Genomic DNA, 18,627 nt, shown 5'->3' with positions numbered 1-18,627 from the left:
GCTATAGAACTCCTAACTCAGTTAAGCGTTCATGAAGGTATTGTCTGGCTGTTTTTTCAGGAGAGAGTGATACTTCTGGTCTGGGATGTAAAAATAGAGGCATGGAAAGCCTAGCCACATTATTTAATTCTGGGTTAACGACTCGATGAGTGGTAGAACGATAATAACCACTAGTTGCCAGATCTAGCATATCCCCTGCATTGACCACAATGCTTTCCTTAGAGCAGGGTACTTCATGCCAATTTCCAAGGTTGTCTTTTACTTGCAATCCAGAACTGGTTGCTCCTACTAATAACGTAATTAAGTTAATGTCTTCATGCGCGGCTGCACGAACAGCGCCTGCTGGTTCCGATCCGGTTAGCGGCGGGTAATGTAGGATGCGAAGCATGGTTTGGTCACTTTGATTGATCATGCGGGAAAACGGCATAGACAATTGATTAGAAACATTCACAGGTAATGTATTTTCTAACCAAGTCAAAAGCGTTGCAGCTAAATCTGTGAGTTGTTGGTAAAGCGTTTTCGTATCTTGGCTCATTATGGAGGGATATTGTCCCCAGGGATAATATTGAAAAAATTCTTTTATATCTTTCAAAGAGGCGCCTTTTGCTTTCTCCGAAACTGAAGGAGGAAAGTAGCCGTCCTGTGTCTCTCGTTTGTAGAGATAACGGTTTTTGTCATCAGAATTGAAAAAATTAATCCATTCGCTGTAAATGGAATCAATGAGCGCAGAAGATATTGGGTGGTTTTCTAATACAGCAAAGCCAGTATGTTGGAGTGATTCGCTAAATTGTTTATTGGCCAGAGGATGCGTGTAATCAATGTTCAATATATTCATGACTTGCCCCATGTATGCGGTTAACTGCCTCAACCTAGGCCAAGGCACTTTATACCCATTCCAGCTGAAGATACTGGATTTGCGCTATCGCTTTTTACGCCAGCAATTTGTTCAAAAGCTCGCAGTGGGGCTTGCTATTATTCACTTTTGAACAAATTGCTGATACAAAAATCAAGTCGCGAAAAAACCAGTATCTTCAGGTGGGATGGGTATATTATACCCTATCTACTGAATAAAGAGAAAGCGACAGCGTCAAATTTGGCGATTTTTGCCTATAGAGTCCTGCATAGCCAAGACCTCAAAAGACGAGCTGCATAAGTTGGCTAAGTAGAAGTTTGTTTCTGAGAGTAATAGGCTAGATAGATCTAATTTTAAAACACAGTAAATTTTGCTGTATACTATAGCCTATTGTAAATGATTCGAAGCATTTGTTGTGATTGAACCACCAAGCTTACTCTCCCCTCTAGCAATAGCCCCAATGATTGATTGGACAAATACTCACTTTCGGGTATTGATGCGATTGTTGGCCCCTAAGGCCTTAGTTTATACAGATATGCAAACACCTGGTGCGGTGTTTAACAATCCTAAGCGCGCTTTGCAATTTCAGCGTATTGAAAAGCCAGTGGCCTTACAGCTAGGCGGTGCTTCAGTTGATGCCTTAGTGCATTGCGCACAATTGGCGGAAGAGGCTGGATTTGATGAAATCAACTTAAATCTTGGGTGTCCGAGTGATCGCGTGCAAGCTGGGCGTTTTGGTGCCTGTATGATGGCGGAGCCGAATTTAGTGGCTGACTGCATTTTTGCTATGAAGCGCGCTGTGGCTATTCCTGTTACAGCAAAAACACGTATTGGCATTGATCAGCAAGACAGCTATGAGTTTTTTGCGAATTTTGCTCATCGTCTTGTTGATGCAGGCGCCGATAAACTCATCGTTCATGCTCGCAAAGCCTGGCTAAAAGGATTAAACCCAAAGCAAAATCGAACAATACCACCGATTAACTATGAATACGTTTATCGATTAAAAAATGAACTAAAATCCCTCCCTGTCGTCATCAACGGTAATATTAACTGCTATAATGAAATACAAAACCATTTAGTAGTAGTTGATGGGGTTATGCTAGGGCGTTTGGCTTGCAATGAACCTTATCAGATAGGAAGAATTCATCATAAGATGTTTCCAGAATATCCACTTGTAACACGCGTCGAGGTTTTAACCCACTATTTTGATTATGTGCTATCACAAAAACCGCTTGGGGTTCCGACTAGTCTTTTGTTAAAACCGGTTCTTGGCTTAACCCATGGATTACCAAATGCCAAGCGATGGAAGCAGTGTATACTTTCCACGGCCAGCCATGATTTTGAACAAGGGATTAAACAAGCTCTGAATATGATGACGGATATGGAACAAACCTATGCTGAAGCCATGCTGACTGAAGGCTTTTGCTTCTAAGATTATACGAAAGAGGCGGGAATTGCTGTTGAGTCATGGCTTTTAGAGAGGAATTCTAGTACATTAACCAATTTTAAAAATTTGATTCTATGAGGGGATTATCAGGGCCATGCTGAATACGTTAATGAAAAAAATGTTTGGTAGCCGAAACGAGCGCACCCTACGGCGCATGGAAAAAACGGTGGAAGCTATTAATGCGTTTGAACCTCATATGAAAGCATTGTCGGATGAGGAGCTCGCTGGAAAGACTAAACATTTCAAGGCCCGATTAGCAGATGGTGAAACACTCGACGAATTGTTAGCTGAGGCGTTTGCGGTTGTTCGTGAAGCTTCTGTCCGAAAACTAGGGTTACGTCATTTTGATGTGCAAATGATAGGCGGCAAGGTCTTACATGAAGGCAACATTGCCGAAATGCGTACTGGTGAAGGTAAAACACTAGTCGCAACATTACCTGCTTATTTAAACGCGTTGACTGATCGAGGCGTTCATGTTGTTACCGTAAATGACTATCTCGCTAAGCGCGATAGCGAATGGATGAAACCTATTTATGAATTCTTAGGCTTGAGTGTTGGCGTTATTTATCCAGATATGCCTCACGAAGAAAAGCAACAGGCCTATAAATCAGATATTCTCTACGGGACAAACAATGAGTTTGGCTTTGACTACTTGCGCGATAATATGGCCTTTAGTTTGGGGGATAAAGTTCAGCGTGAGTTAAATTTTGCCATTGTGGATGAAGTAGATTCTATTTTAATCGATGAAGCCCGTACACCTTTGATTATTTCAGGAGCCGCCGAAGATAGCTCAGAACTATATCTTAAAATAAATCAGCTCATTCCAAAATTAAAAAAACAAGAAAGCGAAGAGGGTGATGGGGATTACACCATTGATGAAAAGCAAAAACAGGCGCATTTGACCGAAACTGGTCATCAGCATATTGAAGAGTTGTTAACTGAAGCCAATTTGCTGGATCCTGGCGAAAGTCTTTATCATGCTAGCAATATTATTCTAATGCACCATGTCAACGCCGCTTTACGGGCACATGCGATGTTCCATCGTGATGTAGATTACATCGTACAAAATAATGAAGTGGTGATTGTTGATGAGCACACCGGTAGAACCATGCCGGGTCGCCGCTGGTCAGAAGGGTTGCATCAGGCAATCGAAGCAAAAGAAGGCGCTCGCATTCAGAATGAAAATCAGACTTTGGCTTCAATTACCTTTCAGAACTTCTTCCGTTTATACGATAAATTATCAGGTATGACCGGTACGGCAGATACAGAAGCTTATGAATTTCAACAAATTTATAATTTAGAAGTGGTCGTTATTCCAACGAACAAACCTATGAGGCGAGTGGATGAGTCGGATTTAATCTATTTAACCATTGCTGATAAATATCAGGCCATCATTGAAGATGTTCGCGATTGTGTGGCCAGAAAACAACCGGTACTGGTAGGAACGGCCTCTATCGAAGCCTCTGAGTTACTCAGTCAGATGTTAAATCGTGCGAAGATAAAACACCAAGTATTAAATGCGAAATTTCATGAAAAAGAAGCCCAGATTATCGCCGAAGCAGGTCGTCCTGGGGTTGTGACCATTGCAACAAACATGGCTGGTCGGGGTACAGATATTGTTCTAGGTGGAAATCTTTCGGCTGAACTTGCCGTACTTCCAGAAGATGCAACGGAAGAAGAAAAACAAGCGATTCGCGAGGATTGGAAAAAGCGACATGATGCGGTTGTAGCAGCAGGCGGGTTGAGAATTATTGGCTCAGAGCGTCATGAGTCACGTCGTATTGATAATCAGCTTCGTGGTCGTTCAGGCCGACAGGGAGACCCTGGTAGCAGTCGATTCTACTTGTCTTTGGACGATAATTTAATGCGTATCTTCGCTTCTGAGCGTGTGGCAGCATTGATGCGTCGTTTAGGTATGAAACCCGGTGAACCAATCGAACATAATTTAGTTACTAGAGCTATCGAAAACGCCCAGAGAAAGCTTGAGGGGCATAATTTTGATATCAGAAAGCAATTGCTTGAATACGATAATGTGGCAAACGATCAACGGAAAGTCATTTACTCTCAGCGCGCTGAAATTATGGCAATGGAAGATCCATTGCAATCCGTTGATACAATTCGCGAAGATGTCTTAGGCAATCTAGTTGATCGTTACATTCCGCCACAAAGCATGGAAGATCAATGGGATGTTCAATCGCTTGAACAAGTGCTTTTGGATGATTTCAAGCTTAAAGCACCGATCTCGGATTGGATTGAAGCAGATCACGCCATTCTTCCTGAGCAAATTAAAGAAAAAGTAATTGAGTTAAGTGAAACGCAGTTTAAGGAAAAAGAACAGCAAATTAGTCGTGATGTGTTGGCTCAATTTGAAAAGTCAGTGATCTTGCAAACCTTAGACAATCATTGGCGTGAACATTTGGCTGCGATGGATCATTTACGCCAAGGCATCCATTTGCGGGGTTATGCGCAAAAAGATCCAAAGCAAGAGTATAAGCGCGAAGCATTTACACTCTTTTCTATGATGTTAGACAACATGCGTTATGAAATTATACGTCTACTGTCTTCTGTTGAGGTGCAAACATCGGATGATGTCGAGGCTGTAGAAGAACAGCGTCGCGCTGATCAATCCTATAAAATGCAATACATTCATGCGGCTCCCGATCATCAGGAAGAGGAAGAGGCAGGGGTTTCAACGTTTAAGCGATCCGCTAAAAAAGTTGGTCGAAATGATCCTTGTCCTTGTGGATCCGGCAAAAAGTATAAAGCCTGTCATGGTAAGATTTAATGGATGTTGCGGTTGCGATCATCATTGATCAATCACAGCGGGTGCTCATTGCTCAGCGCCCGCTGGATAAGTCGCACGGAGGAATGTGGGAATTTCCTGGAGGTAAGGTCGAAGAGAATGAGTCTCCCCGGATGGCTTTGCAACGAGAAATCAAAGAGGAAGTTAATCTTGAAATTATGGATTGTATTTCTATAGGAGCAATCAATCATTATTATGCAACTCTTGCCGTCAGATTATTCGTGTTCTATGTCACGTCTTTTAAAGGTCACGCAATTCCTAACGAGAACCAACTTGGGTTGAAATGGGTTCATTGGGTTGATCTTAATCAGTACCATTTTCCGGAAGCTAATGAAAAAATTATAACCCTAATTCAGGAAAGACATTCTGTACTTCCAGGTATTACGAAGGGGAAATTTCGACTAAATTTGACAGATTGCTAAGTCAACCGGGGTGCGGCTATGGCTTACTTCATTCATTGAATTAGCCTCGCATAAGCGTAGGCTCAAACCATGATGTCCGACATGCATTTTCGGAACAATTCCACAATCTTTATCCATACGAAGCAATATTAAGTGACAAGAGATTTTAGATGGAAGGGAACGTTGATAAAAGCCATTATACATATCAATGGTGTTAAATTGAGCGGTATTCCTTAACAACGATAAATAAACCGAAACGGTTTCTTGCAATGATTGTAATTTCTTAAGCCAACTCAATAAATCATGCTGCCTTTTTTGAGGGGTGTTTTCTAGCCATAACAGAAGCTGAGGAGAATGGAACTCACAATCATTATGCTCACTGGCTTGTGCTAGACGAATTGCCTGGAGAAAAGGATCGGACTGAATAGAACCACCTAATCGACCTGCAGCGTGACTTAAATATTGCACTTGGGTAAACAACTTAGTGTATTGTTCAGACGATATAGAGAACTGGGTTTTATGAATCGCGTGTTCGATTCGCATGAGCTCTTTTAAAAACCGACTTTTAAGCTCAGGTTTTTCAACAATTTTTACAATCTCAATAATGTTTTTTAACGCATAATGATGGATCACTGGATGCGTTTCTTCGCAAGCTTGTTCAACCGTTAAAAAAAGGCACTCAAGACGCAGGGCAATCTTCGATAGAAAATGTGTTGCAAGCTGAAATGTAATGGTTTCATTTAGCATTGGTTTTGTGCATCTAGTGCATGATTCATTTAGACTAACATACTTCTTTCTGAAAACAAAAAAAAATGATCTTTGTCAAGTTTTTTATGATCAAGGCTTCGTACGCAGAATAAACGCTAAACGGATGGTTGTCTCTTAGTTCTTAGATTTATTTGCAGCCTTTTCTACATAATACGTATGAAGCGATTCTACTTTGTGTTCTAGATCGCTTAGGGTTCCAGTGTTGAATAAAATCTTATCCGCTAATCGTTTATGTTGTTCGGCAGTGGCTTGTGTGTTCAAAATTGATAACGCTTCTTCACGGCTGCAATTATCGCGCCTCATGACGCGTTCGATTTGCTGTTCTTTGTCAGCCTCGACGTATAGGATCTCATCGAGATAGGGGTGATGCTTTTTATCAGGCAATAGAGGAATTTCAATGATGCAGTAAGGACTTTTACATTCTGCCACCTGCGCGGCAATCGCTTGACGTATCTTAGGGTGTAACCGTGTTTCCAGCCATCGTCGTTTTTCTGGATTATTAAAAATAATTTGTCTAAGCTTGGGCCGATCAAGCTCACCATTGGAGGTTAAAATCGATGATCCGAAATATTGTGTGATTTCAGATAGAGCGGGTTCTCCAGGTTGAGTCAGAGCACGAGAAATTTGATCGGCACTGATGACATCAACACCTCGTTGGTTGAACAGCTTAGCAACCGTTGATTTTCCACTGGCGATGTTTCCAGTTAACGCGACGCAATACATCGGACTAATCCTGTACCTGATTATGATTTTTACAGGTGAGTAAATTAACATAACACGTGGCTGGCATACCGCTTCGATGTTCACAGTATGCGCGCGCGCCCAATGCAGCATCATTTCGACTGGTGTAAAGATCACTTACCCAGGCGTTTGCATGCATGTCGAGCGCGGTGCAGCGCCACATAGGGCGCGTAGTTACTCCTTTAATCATGGTTTCACAGTATTCGTGAGCGGTTTTACAGCTTTCAGGTCGTTTACTTTGACTTTTACAGGCATCATAAGCTTTATTTATAGCGACTCGCTCATAAGGACTATGCGCAATCCATTGATTATTTTGATCATCATAAGCTTTACATTGCCAATAGCTATTTTGACCTTTCATCACAGCTGTGGTGTCTGCAAATAAAGAATTTGCCCCTAGGATACTCAGCATAATGATTATGACAACAAGATGATTACTCATGATTGACTCCATTCATAAACGGCATTAGCTCGTAGATGGGCATTGCTTTAGCAAAATACCATCCCTGGATAAGATATACGCCTTTCTCTTTTAAATATTCTATCTGTTTTTCAGACTCTACGCCTTCAGCGATAATTTCAAGTTTTAAGTTATTAGCCATTTGAATAATGGAATGACTTAGCACTTCAGTTACAGCTCCAGTACCAATTGCGGTGATAAAAAGTTTATCAATTTTAAGATAATTAAATGGGAAATGCCGTAAATAATTAATACTAGCATGTCCTGTTCCAAAATCATCTATGGCCAAGGAGTAACCTTTGCTTCTTAGTTTTTTCATGGTCTTGGTGATTAAGGTTTCACCATGACTAATTAATTCACGTTCAGTGATTTCTAACAAAATTTGTGATGGCTTTACTTGATAATTTAAGCATAGCTTCTCAAACCTATTAAAAAAATCATGGTTTGAAAAATGAGCCGCGGATAAATTAAATCCAAGATAAAAATTAGCGTGCTTGGCTAGAAGGTGGCGGCATTCTTTAAAAGCTTTTTCTATGATTTGTAAAGAGATTGGGATGATAAGTCCTGAGCGTTCGGCATTGTTTACAAAGACATCGGGCATTATAATTTCATCATTTTCTGTTTTCCAGCGCATTAATACCTCTACGCCTACATAAAGGTTTTTATTTAAATCATAAACAGGCTGAAACACCGGGAAAAACCGCTCATGCTTAACTGCATTCATAATGGCGCGATGCAGTGAAAAAAAATGATTGAACACTTTTCTCATCGCGAAAAACAGTAAAATCGAAATAATAATGACAACCAATAGCGAGACCAACTTATGCCAAAGGGTTAATTGATGGATCACCATTGGCTGTGCAATTAAAATAATTTGAAAGTCTTTAAGGCTATCAATTGTGGCGATATGGAAATAAGAGGTCTGGTTAATCGCATTCATCGTTAAATAAGATTCTTCTGAGCTTGCTTGCCATTCCCCTTTTTCATCTCGCTCAATTTGAAGAAATACTTTTTGAGCGTTGTTGTTATAAAGTGCGATAATTTGTGCATAAGAAGCATTAATTTCTAAAGCTTGTTCCAAAACTTTTTTTAATATATACACATCAATGATGTAATTACCTAAGGGTTGTTGGAGGACAAAGGCTGGATTATCTTTTTTGGTCACACTTATAGGACCAAGTAGTCCTTGTGCTTTGGGGTTAAGATACCCAGCGGTGGCAATATCGCTGATGGAGGAGCAAAGCACTTTATTCTTTTTATTTTTTAAAGCCAAAGCAGAAATTAAGGGGTTATTAAAAACAGTGTTTTCAAGACTCTCTCGTACGTTTGGCGTGCACTCGTCGAAATTCTTGCTTAGTACAGGAATGGAGTAGACGGAGTTTTGGATGTCATTAATTAAGTTATTTACTTTATGACTAACTGAGTCGGAGGCTTTAAAAAGGGCGTGTTCTGTTTCTAATTGCTCTTTATTCCAATTGAAATAAAAAATAATCGTTAAAATTAAGCTGGTTAATAATAGCCAGAAAATAATAAGAATATAAAAACTTCCTGAACCCTTCTCTTTGAGTTGAAACATTCTGATCCGTTTATTAGGTATAAGCTTCCTTAATTGATTTTAGTGTTATTTCAGCTAAATTCCCAATAGTCTTTTCATCGCAGTTTAAGGGAGGGAGCCAATACAACGTATTTCCCAACGGCCTAAGCAGCGCCCCATTCTCAATTCCACGTTTGTATAACTCAAATCCCACTCTTTTTTGCTCAGGGTTAATTAAGTCTCCAGCAACGATTGCTCCTAAACGACGGATATTTTTTAATCTTCCAGTAAGGCTTGCAATGTCATGTAAGTTTTTTTCCATAACCTGACCCAGGTTTTCAGCCTTCAAGGTAGTATTTTCTCGCTGCATAATCTTTAAAGTCGCCAAGGCTGCACTGACAGCAACCGCGTTGCCGCTGTAAGTATGCGAATGTAAAAATGATCGCCCAGTGTCATAGTCATTATAAAATAACTCATAAATGGAATGATCTACACTGACGCAACTTAATGGAAGGGTTCCTGAAGTTAATCCTTTGGAGAGACAAATTAAATCTGCTGTTACTTCAGCATGCTCACAAGCTAGCCATTTCCCGGTTCGACCTAAGCCAGTCATGATCTCATCAGCGATAAGAAAAATATCATTTTCTTTGCAGTATTGTCCTAATTTTTTTAAATACGCAGCACTATAACAAAGCATGCCTCCGGCACCTTGTATAAGCGGTTCTACTATAATGGCACAAGTTTTATCCTTAATGCTGTCAAGCACCGTTTGGGTCGCTTGCCAATGGCTCTCACACGATTGCCAGTGGGCATCATCTTTTCCGCTGACATAAGGGATATCTTGAAGAAAGTGACAAGGGACGCTTATAGAATTATAGGGTTTTTTGTAAATGCCTACATCGCTCACACTTAATGTTGCAAATGTTTCGCCATGATAACTATTTTTTAAAGAGACGAAATAATTCGCCGTGGATCCTTGGAGTTGCTTGGCATGTAAAGCAAGTTTCATGGCAATTTCAACGGCGCTTGAGCCGTCACTAGCGAAAAAAACGTGTTGGTTTTGGGTAATATCAGCAATTCGCTCCCCTAGTTCGGCGATTTTCTCATGCGTGGTATTGGCACTAATGACATGTTCAAAACTTGATAGCTGGGATTTAATTGCGGCAATAATCTCTGGATGACCATGTCCTAATGACTTACACCACCATGATGAAATGGCATCAATTAACATGCCTTTATCGGTGTAAAGATAGCTGCCTTTAGCTTGATGAACGATCAGCGGGGGAGCTTGTTCAAAATCTTTCATCTGAGAGCAAGGATGCCAGATATGCTTCAAATCACGAGGAATTAAAAAATCACTGTTAACCACAATATAAAAAACAGGTTGACAACTGGTTGGGCTAATTTATCATGTGCTAAGACTTGTGACAAACGGTATCTTGGGTAAATTTTTTTCGCAATCCTCAATGACAGTGAGCTAAAAATGTCTCGAATAAAAACAAAATGGAGTATTAATGAGGTTTCTGCTATTTATGAGCAACCATTCAATGATTTATTATTCAATGCCCATACAATCCATCGTCAGCATCACCTGGCTAATCAAGTGCAATTCGCAACACTACTAAGCATTAAAACAGGCGCATGCCCTGAGGATTGTGGATACTGTTCGCAAAGCGGCCATCATAGCACTCATATTGAAAAAGAAAATTTAATGAATGTGGAGGATGTGATACAAAAAGCCATCGAGGCTAAAGCTGGTGGAGCAAAACGGTTTTGCATGGGGGCCGCTTGGAGATGCCCACCCACCAAAGCTATGCCTAGATTAGTGGAAATGATTAAGGAAGTCAGAAAACTAGGCATGGAGACATGCATGACGTTGGGCATGCTTAATTCCGAGCAAGCGCAAGCGCTCAAAGACGCTGGTCTTGATTATTACAATCACAATATTGATACCTCTCCTAATTACTATGATCAAGTAATCACCACCCGAGCATTTCAAGATCGTCTCGATACCCTCCAAGAGGTTAGAAATGCAGGCATTCGCGTTTGTTGTGGCGGAATTTTGGGGTTAGGTGAAAGTCGTAATGACCGCATTGAATTTTTATTGACGTTAGCCAATTTTGAAACGCCTCCTGAAAGCGTTCCAATTAATCGCTTAATCCCTGTGGCCGGTACCCCGTTAGCTCAAGCAAAGCCAGTGGATAATATAGAGTTGGTCCGAACCATTGCTACAGCCCGAATTCTTATGCCTGAAAGTGTTATACGACTCACCGCAGGAAGAACAGAGATGAATGACGAACTGCAGGCATTATGTTTCTTTGCTGGTGCTAATTCGGTGTTTATTGGCGAGAAATTATTGACTGAGGATAATCCTGAACGTGAAAAAGATAATCAGCTTTTTAGCAAACTAGGATTAAATGCACATGAGACCTCTGTGGCTTTATGATCCAGGGCGCACTGGAACAATTTATTGCCCAAACGAAGATTATGGGGTTATATCGTTCTCGTAAAATCCGAGATGATAATTATCTGAACTTTAGCAGCAATGATTATTTATCACTCGGATTAGAGACTTCGATTCAGGAAGCATACCTTGAGGGATTTCGCCGCTTTGCCATAGGGAGTGGTGGTTCTATGGTTGTGAGTGGCTATCACCAGGCCCATGCCAGGTTAGAGCAGGCTTTTGCGACAGTACTGAAAGTAGACCAGTGCATTTTGTTTTCCTCAGGTTACACCGCGAACCTAGGCATTGCTAGTCTTTTAAGTCGGCTAAAACTCCATGTTCTAATTGATAAAGAAGTACATGCTTCCGTGTATGATGGTTTAAAACTAGCCGGTGTTGAGTACAGTCGCTATCAACATCAAAACTTGACTGATTTGGGTATAAAAATCTCTAAGGTCGCTGGTGATAAGGTCATTTTCACAGAAAGCATTTTTAGCATGAGTGGTCAAAAAACCTCACTTAAAGCGATGGCACGCTTGAACCCAGGGCCATTAATTATTGATGAAGCCCATGCTTTTGGAGTGACTGGACGAGATGGTCTTGGGGAAGTGGTTGCGCAGGAACTATCGCAAGAAGAGGTTCCGCTAAGAGTGATCCCGCTTGGTAAAGCCTTTGCTGCGTCAGGTGCAATTATTGCAGGTAATGCACTTTGGATTGATGCGCTGCTACAATGTGCTCGCAGCTATATATACTCGACTGCGATTAGTCCGGCCTATGCTTATGGACTTGAACGTACATTAGATGTGATAAGACAAGCGGATGATCGCCGTAAAAAACTCGCAAACCTGATTCAATATTTTAGAAAGAAAATTACGGCATCCAAGGTCAAATGGGGTGATTCTACGTCACAGATCCAGCAACTAAGATTAGGATGTCCACATCAAGCGGTAAAATTATCGGAGCATTTACGTCAGAACAATATCTTTTGTCTACCTATGCGCTCTCCTACAGTCCGAAAAAAAGATACGGGGTTACGAGTCATTTTAAACGCAGGTCATGAGCCAGAACAGATTGATTCTTTGTTTTGTGGTATAGACTCTTTTTATGAAAGGAACCCCTTGTGAACATAAAGATTCAATCTTATGGAGAAGGGGAGCCTTTGGTTTTATTTCATGGATGGGGGTTTGATAGTCGAGTTTGGGAATTGCTTACTTCTTCTCTTATTACCAGTGGATATCAACTCTATTTAGTGGATCTACCGGGGTTTGGTAAAACGCCTCTCTCGGATTGGGCGTATTTTAAAACCCAACTATTAGCCAAATTACCCCCTCGATTTGCACTAATCGGCTGGTCAATGGGTGGGCTATATGCCACCCGATTAGCCATTGAGGTTCCTCTGCGAATCACTCATCTCGTTAATGTTGCTTCATCCCCTAAATTCGTTAAAGAGGAAAACTGGCCGGGTATTGAAAAAGACTTGTTTGATAAATTTTATCTGAATCTAGGTCAAACCCCCTCTCAAACATTAATAGAATTTGTTGACTTGCAGGCACGGGGTGAAAACAAACAAACGTTACAAGCCTTAATTTCTGACCCAACTTCAGAAGGGTTAAAAAACGGGTTAGACTGTTTGGTTCAGTGGGATCTTCGTAATTCATTAAACAGTATTACAATCCCTGTATGTTATCTCTTCGGGCGGTTGGATGCTATTACGCCTTATAAAACAAAGGTGGCAATGGAAAAAAAATATCCGAAGTTTACTTATGAAACCTTTAGAAAATCAGCCCATATGCCATTTTTATCTCAAAAAAGCGATTTCGTTAGGTTGCTGAAGGAGTTTATAGTATGAGACGTTTTTTCATTACCGGTACCGATACCGATTGTGGTAAAACCTATGCCACATTACAACTATTGGCTTTTTTAATTCAGAACGAATCGACCGCGATTGCTTTAAAACCAATCGCGACTGGCTGTGAGGAGAAAGAGGGGGTGCTGATTAACTCAGACGCATCACTTCTTTCTTCCGCGTGTAACACATCTCATACTGATATAAATCCCTGGCGTTTTAAGCCCCCAGTCTCCCCTCATTTAGTGAATCAGAGTTTAACTGCCAAAGACGTTGCTGATTTTTGTATGCATGAACGGTTTTCGTACGCGAGCCATTTATTGATAGAAGGAGCAGGGGGATTAATGGTGCCACTTAATGACCATGAAACCTGGATTGATGTGTTAAAGCTGACAGGTATCCCAGTGATTTTAATTGTTGGGATAACATTGGGTTGTTTAAACCACGCGTTGCTTACAGAACACGTTTTGCAGACGCATCAGATTCATTGTGCGGGGTGGATTGCTAATTGCATTGATCCGAACATGATCATGATGGAGGAAAATATCTATACACTTGAACGAAAGTTAACTTGTCCCTTATTGGCGAAAATTGACTTCAATAGCAAACTTATTCCTAGACATGTCAAAAACCTTGGGGTAAATTTCCTTCGTTAGATTTCAATGATTTAATGTCTTAGGTTGTTATTGGAGAAGTTTTTTTGAAACAGGGATTTTTATTCGCGTTACTATGGTTCAGTAGCCAGATTTTTGGTGTTCAATATTCAAATCAAGTGCCTTCGGTTTTTGCAGAATTATTAATTTGGCAAGTTACGGAGGTTAGTGATGACAATTGGGGCCAAATTCTTGGTCCAACTGGAACGACTCAACAAGTTCAATTTTTAAACGTTCCTTTCAACTGGAATCCTGGGGTACGCGTCGGTGTTGGTTACAACAACGTAGTAATTCCATGGGATATCCGCTTTTATTACACTGGTTATCAAACCGAAGGGAACAATCAAGTACAAATCAATACTGGGGAAATTCACTCGGCATTTCTTGGTAATTTTTTTGCTGAAAATCTAACCGGTGCGGGCGTCTCAGGTCCTTATTATCACCAAGCGAGTATTCAATGGAAAATCCTATTTAATACCATAGATTTAGAGGTTGGCCGCTCTATCGCCGTGGATAACCTTCTGAACTTACGCCCATTTGCAGGAATTAAAGCGGGTGTTATCAATCAATCCATTCGCTCCAATTGGCAACAGCCTTTTAACAACGCAACGAAATTGCCAATTACTACGTTTTCATTAGCGAATGAAACCGTGACCAACGATTTTAGAGGAATCGGCCCATCGTTCGGTTTGGACACCAATTGGCATCTCTTTGAAACACCAAAGCATGCTTTAAACCTGAAAGGCGATGTTTCTGGTGCTTTTTTATGGGGACACTGGAAACTAACGGATGTTTATCAAAACAATACCCCGGTTTTCATCACGATTCAAAATGATTCTTTATCCACCGTATCAACCATGGTTCGGGGCTATTTAGGAATGGAGTGGGAAGGTGTCTTTAATCAGAGCAATTTGGTTGTCCGTTTAGGTTATGAAGCGCAAGCTTGGTTTAATCAGCTGAGATACTATTCATTTGATATGGGACGATTAGATGATTCACTGTTTTTCCAAGGTGGCGTTTTAACCGTCTGTTTTCACGTTTAACGAAGATTTATGATGAGCATTCGATCAATCTTTTTTTTGTTTTTTTTAAGTGTTAAAAGCATCGTCAGTTGGAGTTCGAGTCAAGTTTCCTTGTTTGAAGATTTAATATATTGGAAAGCTTCTCAAGAAACTACCTCTCCCTGGGCTTTTATGCAAACAACAAACAATCCACCAGGTGCGGTTTACACGGAACCCAATGTTTACTTTAATTGGAGTCCTGGTCTGAGGGTGGGGGTGCTTTATGAGCCTAGTTCTTATTTTGATCTTAAACTATATTGGACCTATTTTTCGACCAAAGCTCATGAAAGCATCTTTGCACCTTCTGGCCAGTTTTTTGTTCCTGAGTTTTTCAATGGATTTACGACTTTAAATTTGTTTAATGCCGCCCAGCTAGACTGGAGGCTTATCATGAATATGGTTGACGTTGAGGTTGGCCATAGGTTTAATCCGCTGGATTCATTAGCAATACGACCTTTTATTGGTGTGAAAGGGGGAACAATTAACCAAACTGTTCACTCTGCATGGGAAGCCAATTTTGATAATACTCCTTTGTATTCTGCCAATGAAAACCTAAAAAATAATTTCTTAGGTTTTGGACCAAGCTTTGGAATCAATGGTTCATTTTCTCTTAGTAAAAATCTTAATATCCGTAGTGATTTGTCAACGGCATTACTATGGGGGCGCTGGAATATAGAAGATATCTATGTTAGGCCAGAGGCTTTTTTGGGTTTAATCCCACAAACCACTATTACCTCAAATAGAAGAAACTCCAAGCTGGGCACATTTATGGCACGGTATTTTCTGGGCCTGGATTGGACATTTCAAGCCAAAGCTACGGTGACATTTAAAGCAGGTTATGAGATGCAGTTTTGGAGCAATCAATTACGGTTGCCCATGTTCCAAGCGCTCCCCGTCCACGGTGATTTGACATTACAAGGTGCTACATGCGGTATTTTTATCACAGTATAATTGGTATTAGTCTGTTGTTTTCATCGTTATCCTATGCGGTCGATTTTTATGCCGATGTTTTGTACTGGCAAGCATTTGAAACGGTCGACTGGTCCTTAACGAATAGCTTGAGTTTACCTAATCAGGTCATCTCCTATAACACGATTGATTTTGATTTTGCTCCGGGTGTTCGAGTAGGCACAGGATTTCAACACAAAAACTGGTATGGTCGATTACTTTATACCCATTATCACGTTAATGAAAAAGCCACAACACAAGGTAATGTGATTTCTGCATTTATTCCCGGTAAGTTTGCTGAGGCGTTTTACAATACTGGACATGTTAATTTTACCATTGACTTTAATATGATCGATGCCGATCTCTTTAAGAAAATAGAAGTTGGAGAGTCGTTTATTTTGCAGCCTATCATCGGAATCAAAGGGGGGTCTATTAACCAACAGGTTAATACTCGTTTTCAGGGTGATATTACAGTTTATGAAAAAGTCAGCAATAATTTTGGGGGAGTAGGTCCAAAAGTTGGGATTGACAGTCAATGGATTTTTTATAAAAAGCAGAACCTTCATTCTAGTCTGGTTGCAGAAATTTCTTCTGCTTATTTATGGGGTAATTGGTCAATTCATGACAACATGACTCAAAGTAATTCTACATTACCCAGCATGGTTCGTCTTGGAAAAAGAAATTTTGGTGCCTTTGAGCTACAAGGATTGATGGGGTTAAATTTAAGCTATAATAACGTTTCTATAAAGCTAGGATATGAAGTTTCTGATTGGTTTAATCAATATCAGGTATTTGACGATGGCACAGGTACGCACACCAATGATCTCATTTTTCAGGGCCTAACGGCTGCATTGAACTTTCGCTGTTAAAAAAAAACACATAGTAAACAAAGCGCCCAGTTGCGTCTTGAAAACAAATTTAGGCAAAAATTAACAGCTTCCTATATGCCTTGTGTTGATTAAACAATCACTAACTTACGGCAGGCTTGCATGAGGGAAGGATCGCCCGCTTTTCTAAAATCAAATACCGCACGACCTGAAATCTGCCCAGTACATTGCCATTGAGATGAGAGAAGCATAATCATAACACTCAAATGCCAATCCAAAGCTTAAAATTTAATCAATTGTTAAATCCAACCTTTTAATCGTTCCTTAAGCTTTTCATAGTATAATTTTTTGACATATTTATGATAAGCTCATTTGTTTAAACGGTTAGGATAGATTGATATGCCGAAGAAAGGTGAAGAAAAAATGAACGAAGGTGCAAGTGGAGATTCATTATCTTTACTAGAGCAATTACCCACTGAACTGATTCAAGGGCCTTTAGCGCAATACCTTTCCAAAAAAGACTTGTCAAACCTTTCTCAAGCATCAAAAGTGATGTTTTTTTCTTGTCAACCACTATTAGCTAAAATACTTTTATTCCATGTTGTTAAAGGTGAGGAAGCTGAAGCGCTTGAAATGATTGATGCAAACCCTCGTTTATTGCTTATTCCTTCTAAAGCCACTGACTATTCAGGCCGTTCCTATCAAGGGTTGACGCCCTTTCAGGCCGCTTTGTCCTCTCACGATGTCGCCCTGTGGAAAAAGATAGAGTCCTATTTTGATAAGCTGCCCGATGGTGAGGCAGAAAAGGTAAGGCAATTTAGACAACTATTTCCTGAAGGACTGCCTCAGCAGAAATCGTATGATTTTACCAAGCTAGTTCAAGTTATTTCTAACAGTTCAGATGCTGATATTATGGCAGCTCTTAGAAAAGAGAATAATGACACACCGATTTGCCAGGCTTTAAACGGGTTTAGAACAGCTTTTACAGATTTGGCAAAAAAAGAAATGTTTTTTAATCCATCGCACTTGATTGATGCGCTTAAGGTCTACGACGCGCAATTTGACCGTTGGTCATGGAATCAACGTGATTTATTCTGGCGTCAGGTTATCGGTTATACGCAGCGCTTCCTGCCGGCGTGCTACGCACAAGCTTTCTGCCAGGGTCTTTATTATATTCTTGAAGAAAAAAAGCCGTTATCGCGTTCATTAAAGTTCCAATATGATGGTTCGTCCTATTACCCCCTTTCTGATTCATCTGGCCTTGGTTTTGACCTTGGATGGGCGGGCGGGCTCCGGGGGGCGTGGCTGGATGCGCGGGGATATCCGCGAGGGGCGGGTGCCCATCTTGATAAACTATGTCGAGCAAATACAGCAGAACTACTTGGACTTGAGCGCCGCATGCGGCATGATGGACAACCCATCACGGGCAACGACAGTTTGACATCACGGTCGTGGTGTACGATTTCTTAACGACACGCTCTTTAAGTAGGTCTAAAGCACACGTTGCAAGACGTTTATCCCAGCATGTCTCTTGATACAGTATTAAGAGTTCGTTATAAGTTCAAATGTCTGAGGTATTTACCCACCAAAGGACAAAGCGGTGCCGAGCGTCTGATCGATTGGATAGAGAATCCATCGTGGACCATCTGCTTGATTTGCTCGCGTGCTTTCCGCATTGTTCTCGGATGTGGAACAATGCGTCTTGGCTCAGGCAGCGAATGCGAAGAAATGGTCTCCCCCCCCATTGGGGGTGATAATTGAGCAACACAAGAACGTGCTGCAAACGCATTTTTCGCCTGCGCCCTGTTGGTGTTATCCGCCGGTTGTGTCGGTGGATAGTCG

The 18,627-nt window shown here is 40.8% G+C and carries 18 protein-coding genes; 11 read left to right on the top strand and 7 right to left on the bottom strand.

Features of this window, described 5'->3' with window-relative positions; all coding sequences use genetic code 11:
* Nucleotide 1: 1 nt before the first annotated feature.
* Nucleotides 2-835, bottom strand: coding sequence for a 2OG-Fe(II) oxygenase family protein (locus tag E1O47_RS04350; protein WP_133130049.1), 834 nt, complete (start codon nt 833-835; stop codon nt 2-4).
* 433 nt (nt 836-1,268) lie between these two features.
* On the opposite strand from E1O47_RS04350, the gene dusA reads away from it, so the two are divergent.
* The 3 genes from dusA to E1O47_RS04335 all read left to right on the top strand — a co-directional run bounded on the left by dusA (nt 1,269) and on the right by E1O47_RS04335 (nt 5,525).
* A complete protein-coding gene (dusA, locus tag E1O47_RS04345; protein ID WP_278025361.1) occupies nt 1,269-2,285 on the top strand; it encodes a tRNA dihydrouridine(20/20a) synthase DusA in 1,017 nt (338 codons plus the stop codon).
* Between the two features lie 109 nt (nt 2,286-2,394).
* Nucleotides 2,395-5,085, top strand: a complete 2,691-nt coding sequence (gene secA, locus E1O47_RS04340; protein WP_133130048.1) for a preprotein translocase subunit SecA — start codon at nt 2,395-2,397, stop codon at nt 5,083-5,085.
* Nucleotides 5,085-5,525 carry a (deoxy)nucleoside triphosphate pyrophosphohydrolase gene (locus tag E1O47_RS04335; RefSeq protein ID WP_133130047.1) on the top strand — a complete coding sequence of 147 codons (441 nt, stop codon included), beginning with the start codon at nt 5,085-5,087 and terminating at the stop codon, nt 5,523-5,525. The genes secA and E1O47_RS04335 overlap by 1 nt, the downstream gene beginning before the upstream one ends.
* On the opposite strand, the gene zapD is transcribed toward E1O47_RS04335, so the two are convergent.
* From zapD to bioA, 5 genes are all read right to left on the bottom strand, one after another.
* Nucleotides 5,505-6,251: a cell division protein ZapD gene (zapD, locus tag E1O47_RS04330; protein ID WP_133130046.1), complete on the bottom strand. Its 747-nt coding sequence runs from the start codon at nt 6,249-6,251 to the stop codon at nt 5,505-5,507. The genes E1O47_RS04335 and zapD overlap by 21 nt on opposite strands.
* 135 nt (nt 6,252-6,386) lie before the next feature.
* Nucleotides 6,387-6,995 (bottom strand): dephospho-CoA kinase, encoded by a 609-nt coding sequence (gene coaE / locus E1O47_RS04325; RefSeq protein WP_133130045.1) that lies wholly within the window; start codon nt 6,993-6,995, stop codon nt 6,387-6,389.
* Nucleotides 6,996-6,999: 4 nt separating this feature from the next.
* Nucleotides 7,000-7,455 carry a hypothetical protein gene (locus E1O47_RS04320; RefSeq protein ID WP_242602002.1) on the bottom strand — a complete coding sequence of 152 codons (456 nt, stop codon included), beginning with the start codon at nt 7,453-7,455 and terminating at the stop codon, nt 7,000-7,002.
* On the bottom strand, nt 7,448-9,049 hold the full coding sequence (locus E1O47_RS04315) for an EAL domain-containing protein (RefSeq protein WP_133130044.1): 1,602 nt from the start codon (nt 9,047-9,049) through the stop codon (nt 7,448-7,450). The genes E1O47_RS04320 and E1O47_RS04315 overlap by 8 nt, the downstream gene beginning before the upstream one ends.
* 13 nt (nt 9,050-9,062) lie before the next feature.
* Nucleotides 9,063-10,376 (bottom strand): adenosylmethionine--8-amino-7-oxononanoate transaminase, encoded by a 1,314-nt coding sequence (gene bioA / locus E1O47_RS04310; RefSeq protein ID WP_133130043.1) that lies wholly within the window; start codon nt 10,374-10,376, stop codon nt 9,063-9,065.
* Between the two features lie 114 nt (nt 10,377-10,490).
* On the opposite strand from bioA, the gene bioB reads away from it, so the two are divergent.
* The 7 genes from bioB (at nt 10,491) to E1O47_RS04275 (ending at nt 16,827) form a co-directional block, all read left to right on the top strand.
* Nucleotides 10,491-11,453 (top strand): biotin synthase BioB, encoded by a 963-nt coding sequence (bioB, locus tag E1O47_RS04305; RefSeq protein ID WP_133130042.1) that lies wholly within the window; start codon nt 10,491-10,493, stop codon nt 11,451-11,453.
* Nucleotides 11,450-12,574, top strand: a complete 1,125-nt coding sequence (locus E1O47_RS04300) for an aminotransferase class I/II-fold pyridoxal phosphate-dependent enzyme (protein WP_133130041.1) — start codon at nt 11,450-11,452, stop codon at nt 12,572-12,574. The genes bioB and E1O47_RS04300 overlap by 4 nt, the downstream gene beginning before the upstream one ends.
* A complete protein-coding gene (locus E1O47_RS04295) occupies nt 12,571-13,299 on the top strand; it encodes an alpha/beta fold hydrolase (RefSeq protein WP_133130040.1) in 729 nt (242 codons plus the stop codon). Before E1O47_RS04300 ends, E1O47_RS04295 begins: the two co-directional genes overlap by 4 nt.
* Nucleotides 13,296-13,952, top strand: coding sequence for a dethiobiotin synthase (gene bioD / locus E1O47_RS04290; protein WP_133130039.1), 657 nt, complete (start codon nt 13,296-13,298; stop codon nt 13,950-13,952). The genes E1O47_RS04295 and bioD overlap by 4 nt, the downstream gene beginning before the upstream one ends.
* Before the next feature lie 44 nt (nt 13,953-13,996).
* Nucleotides 13,997-14,992, top strand: coding sequence for an Lpg1974 family pore-forming outer membrane protein (locus E1O47_RS04285; protein WP_133130038.1), 996 nt, complete (start codon nt 13,997-13,999; stop codon nt 14,990-14,992).
* A gap of 90 nt (nt 14,993-15,082) precedes the next feature.
* Nucleotides 15,083-15,961 (top strand): Lpg1974 family pore-forming outer membrane protein, encoded by an 879-nt coding sequence (locus E1O47_RS04280; protein ID WP_133130037.1) that lies wholly within the window; start codon nt 15,083-15,085, stop codon nt 15,959-15,961.
* Nucleotides 15,937-16,827, top strand: a complete 891-nt coding sequence (locus E1O47_RS04275) for an Lpg1974 family pore-forming outer membrane protein (protein WP_133130036.1) — start codon at nt 15,937-15,939, stop codon at nt 16,825-16,827. Before E1O47_RS04280 ends, E1O47_RS04275 begins: the two co-directional genes overlap by 25 nt.
* An 89-nt stretch (nt 16,828-16,916) precedes the next feature.
* On the opposite strand, the gene E1O47_RS12595 is transcribed toward E1O47_RS04275, so the two are convergent.
* The gene (locus E1O47_RS12595) at nt 16,917-17,051 is read right to left on the bottom strand and encodes a hypothetical protein (protein ID WP_278025360.1); all 135 of its coding nucleotides are present in this window, start codon (nt 17,049-17,051) and stop codon (nt 16,917-16,919) included.
* 133 nt (nt 17,052-17,184) lie between these two features.
* Here E1O47_RS12595 and E1O47_RS04270 point away from each other — a divergent pair, with 133 nt between their 5' ends.
* Complete coding sequence (locus tag E1O47_RS04270) at nt 17,185-18,255, top strand: F-box protein (RefSeq protein WP_133130035.1); 1,071 nt, start codon at nt 17,185-17,187, stop codon at nt 18,253-18,255.
* Nucleotides 18,256-18,627 lie beyond the last annotated feature (372 nt).

This window comes from Legionella yabuuchiae, from assembly GCF_900640115.1.
Classification (GTDB): Bacteria; Pseudomonadota; Gammaproteobacteria; order Legionellales; family Legionellaceae; genus Legionella_A; species Legionella_A yabuuchiae.
Note: the sequence above shows the minus strand (reverse complement) of the source record. Positions and strands in the feature narration are given on the sequence as shown.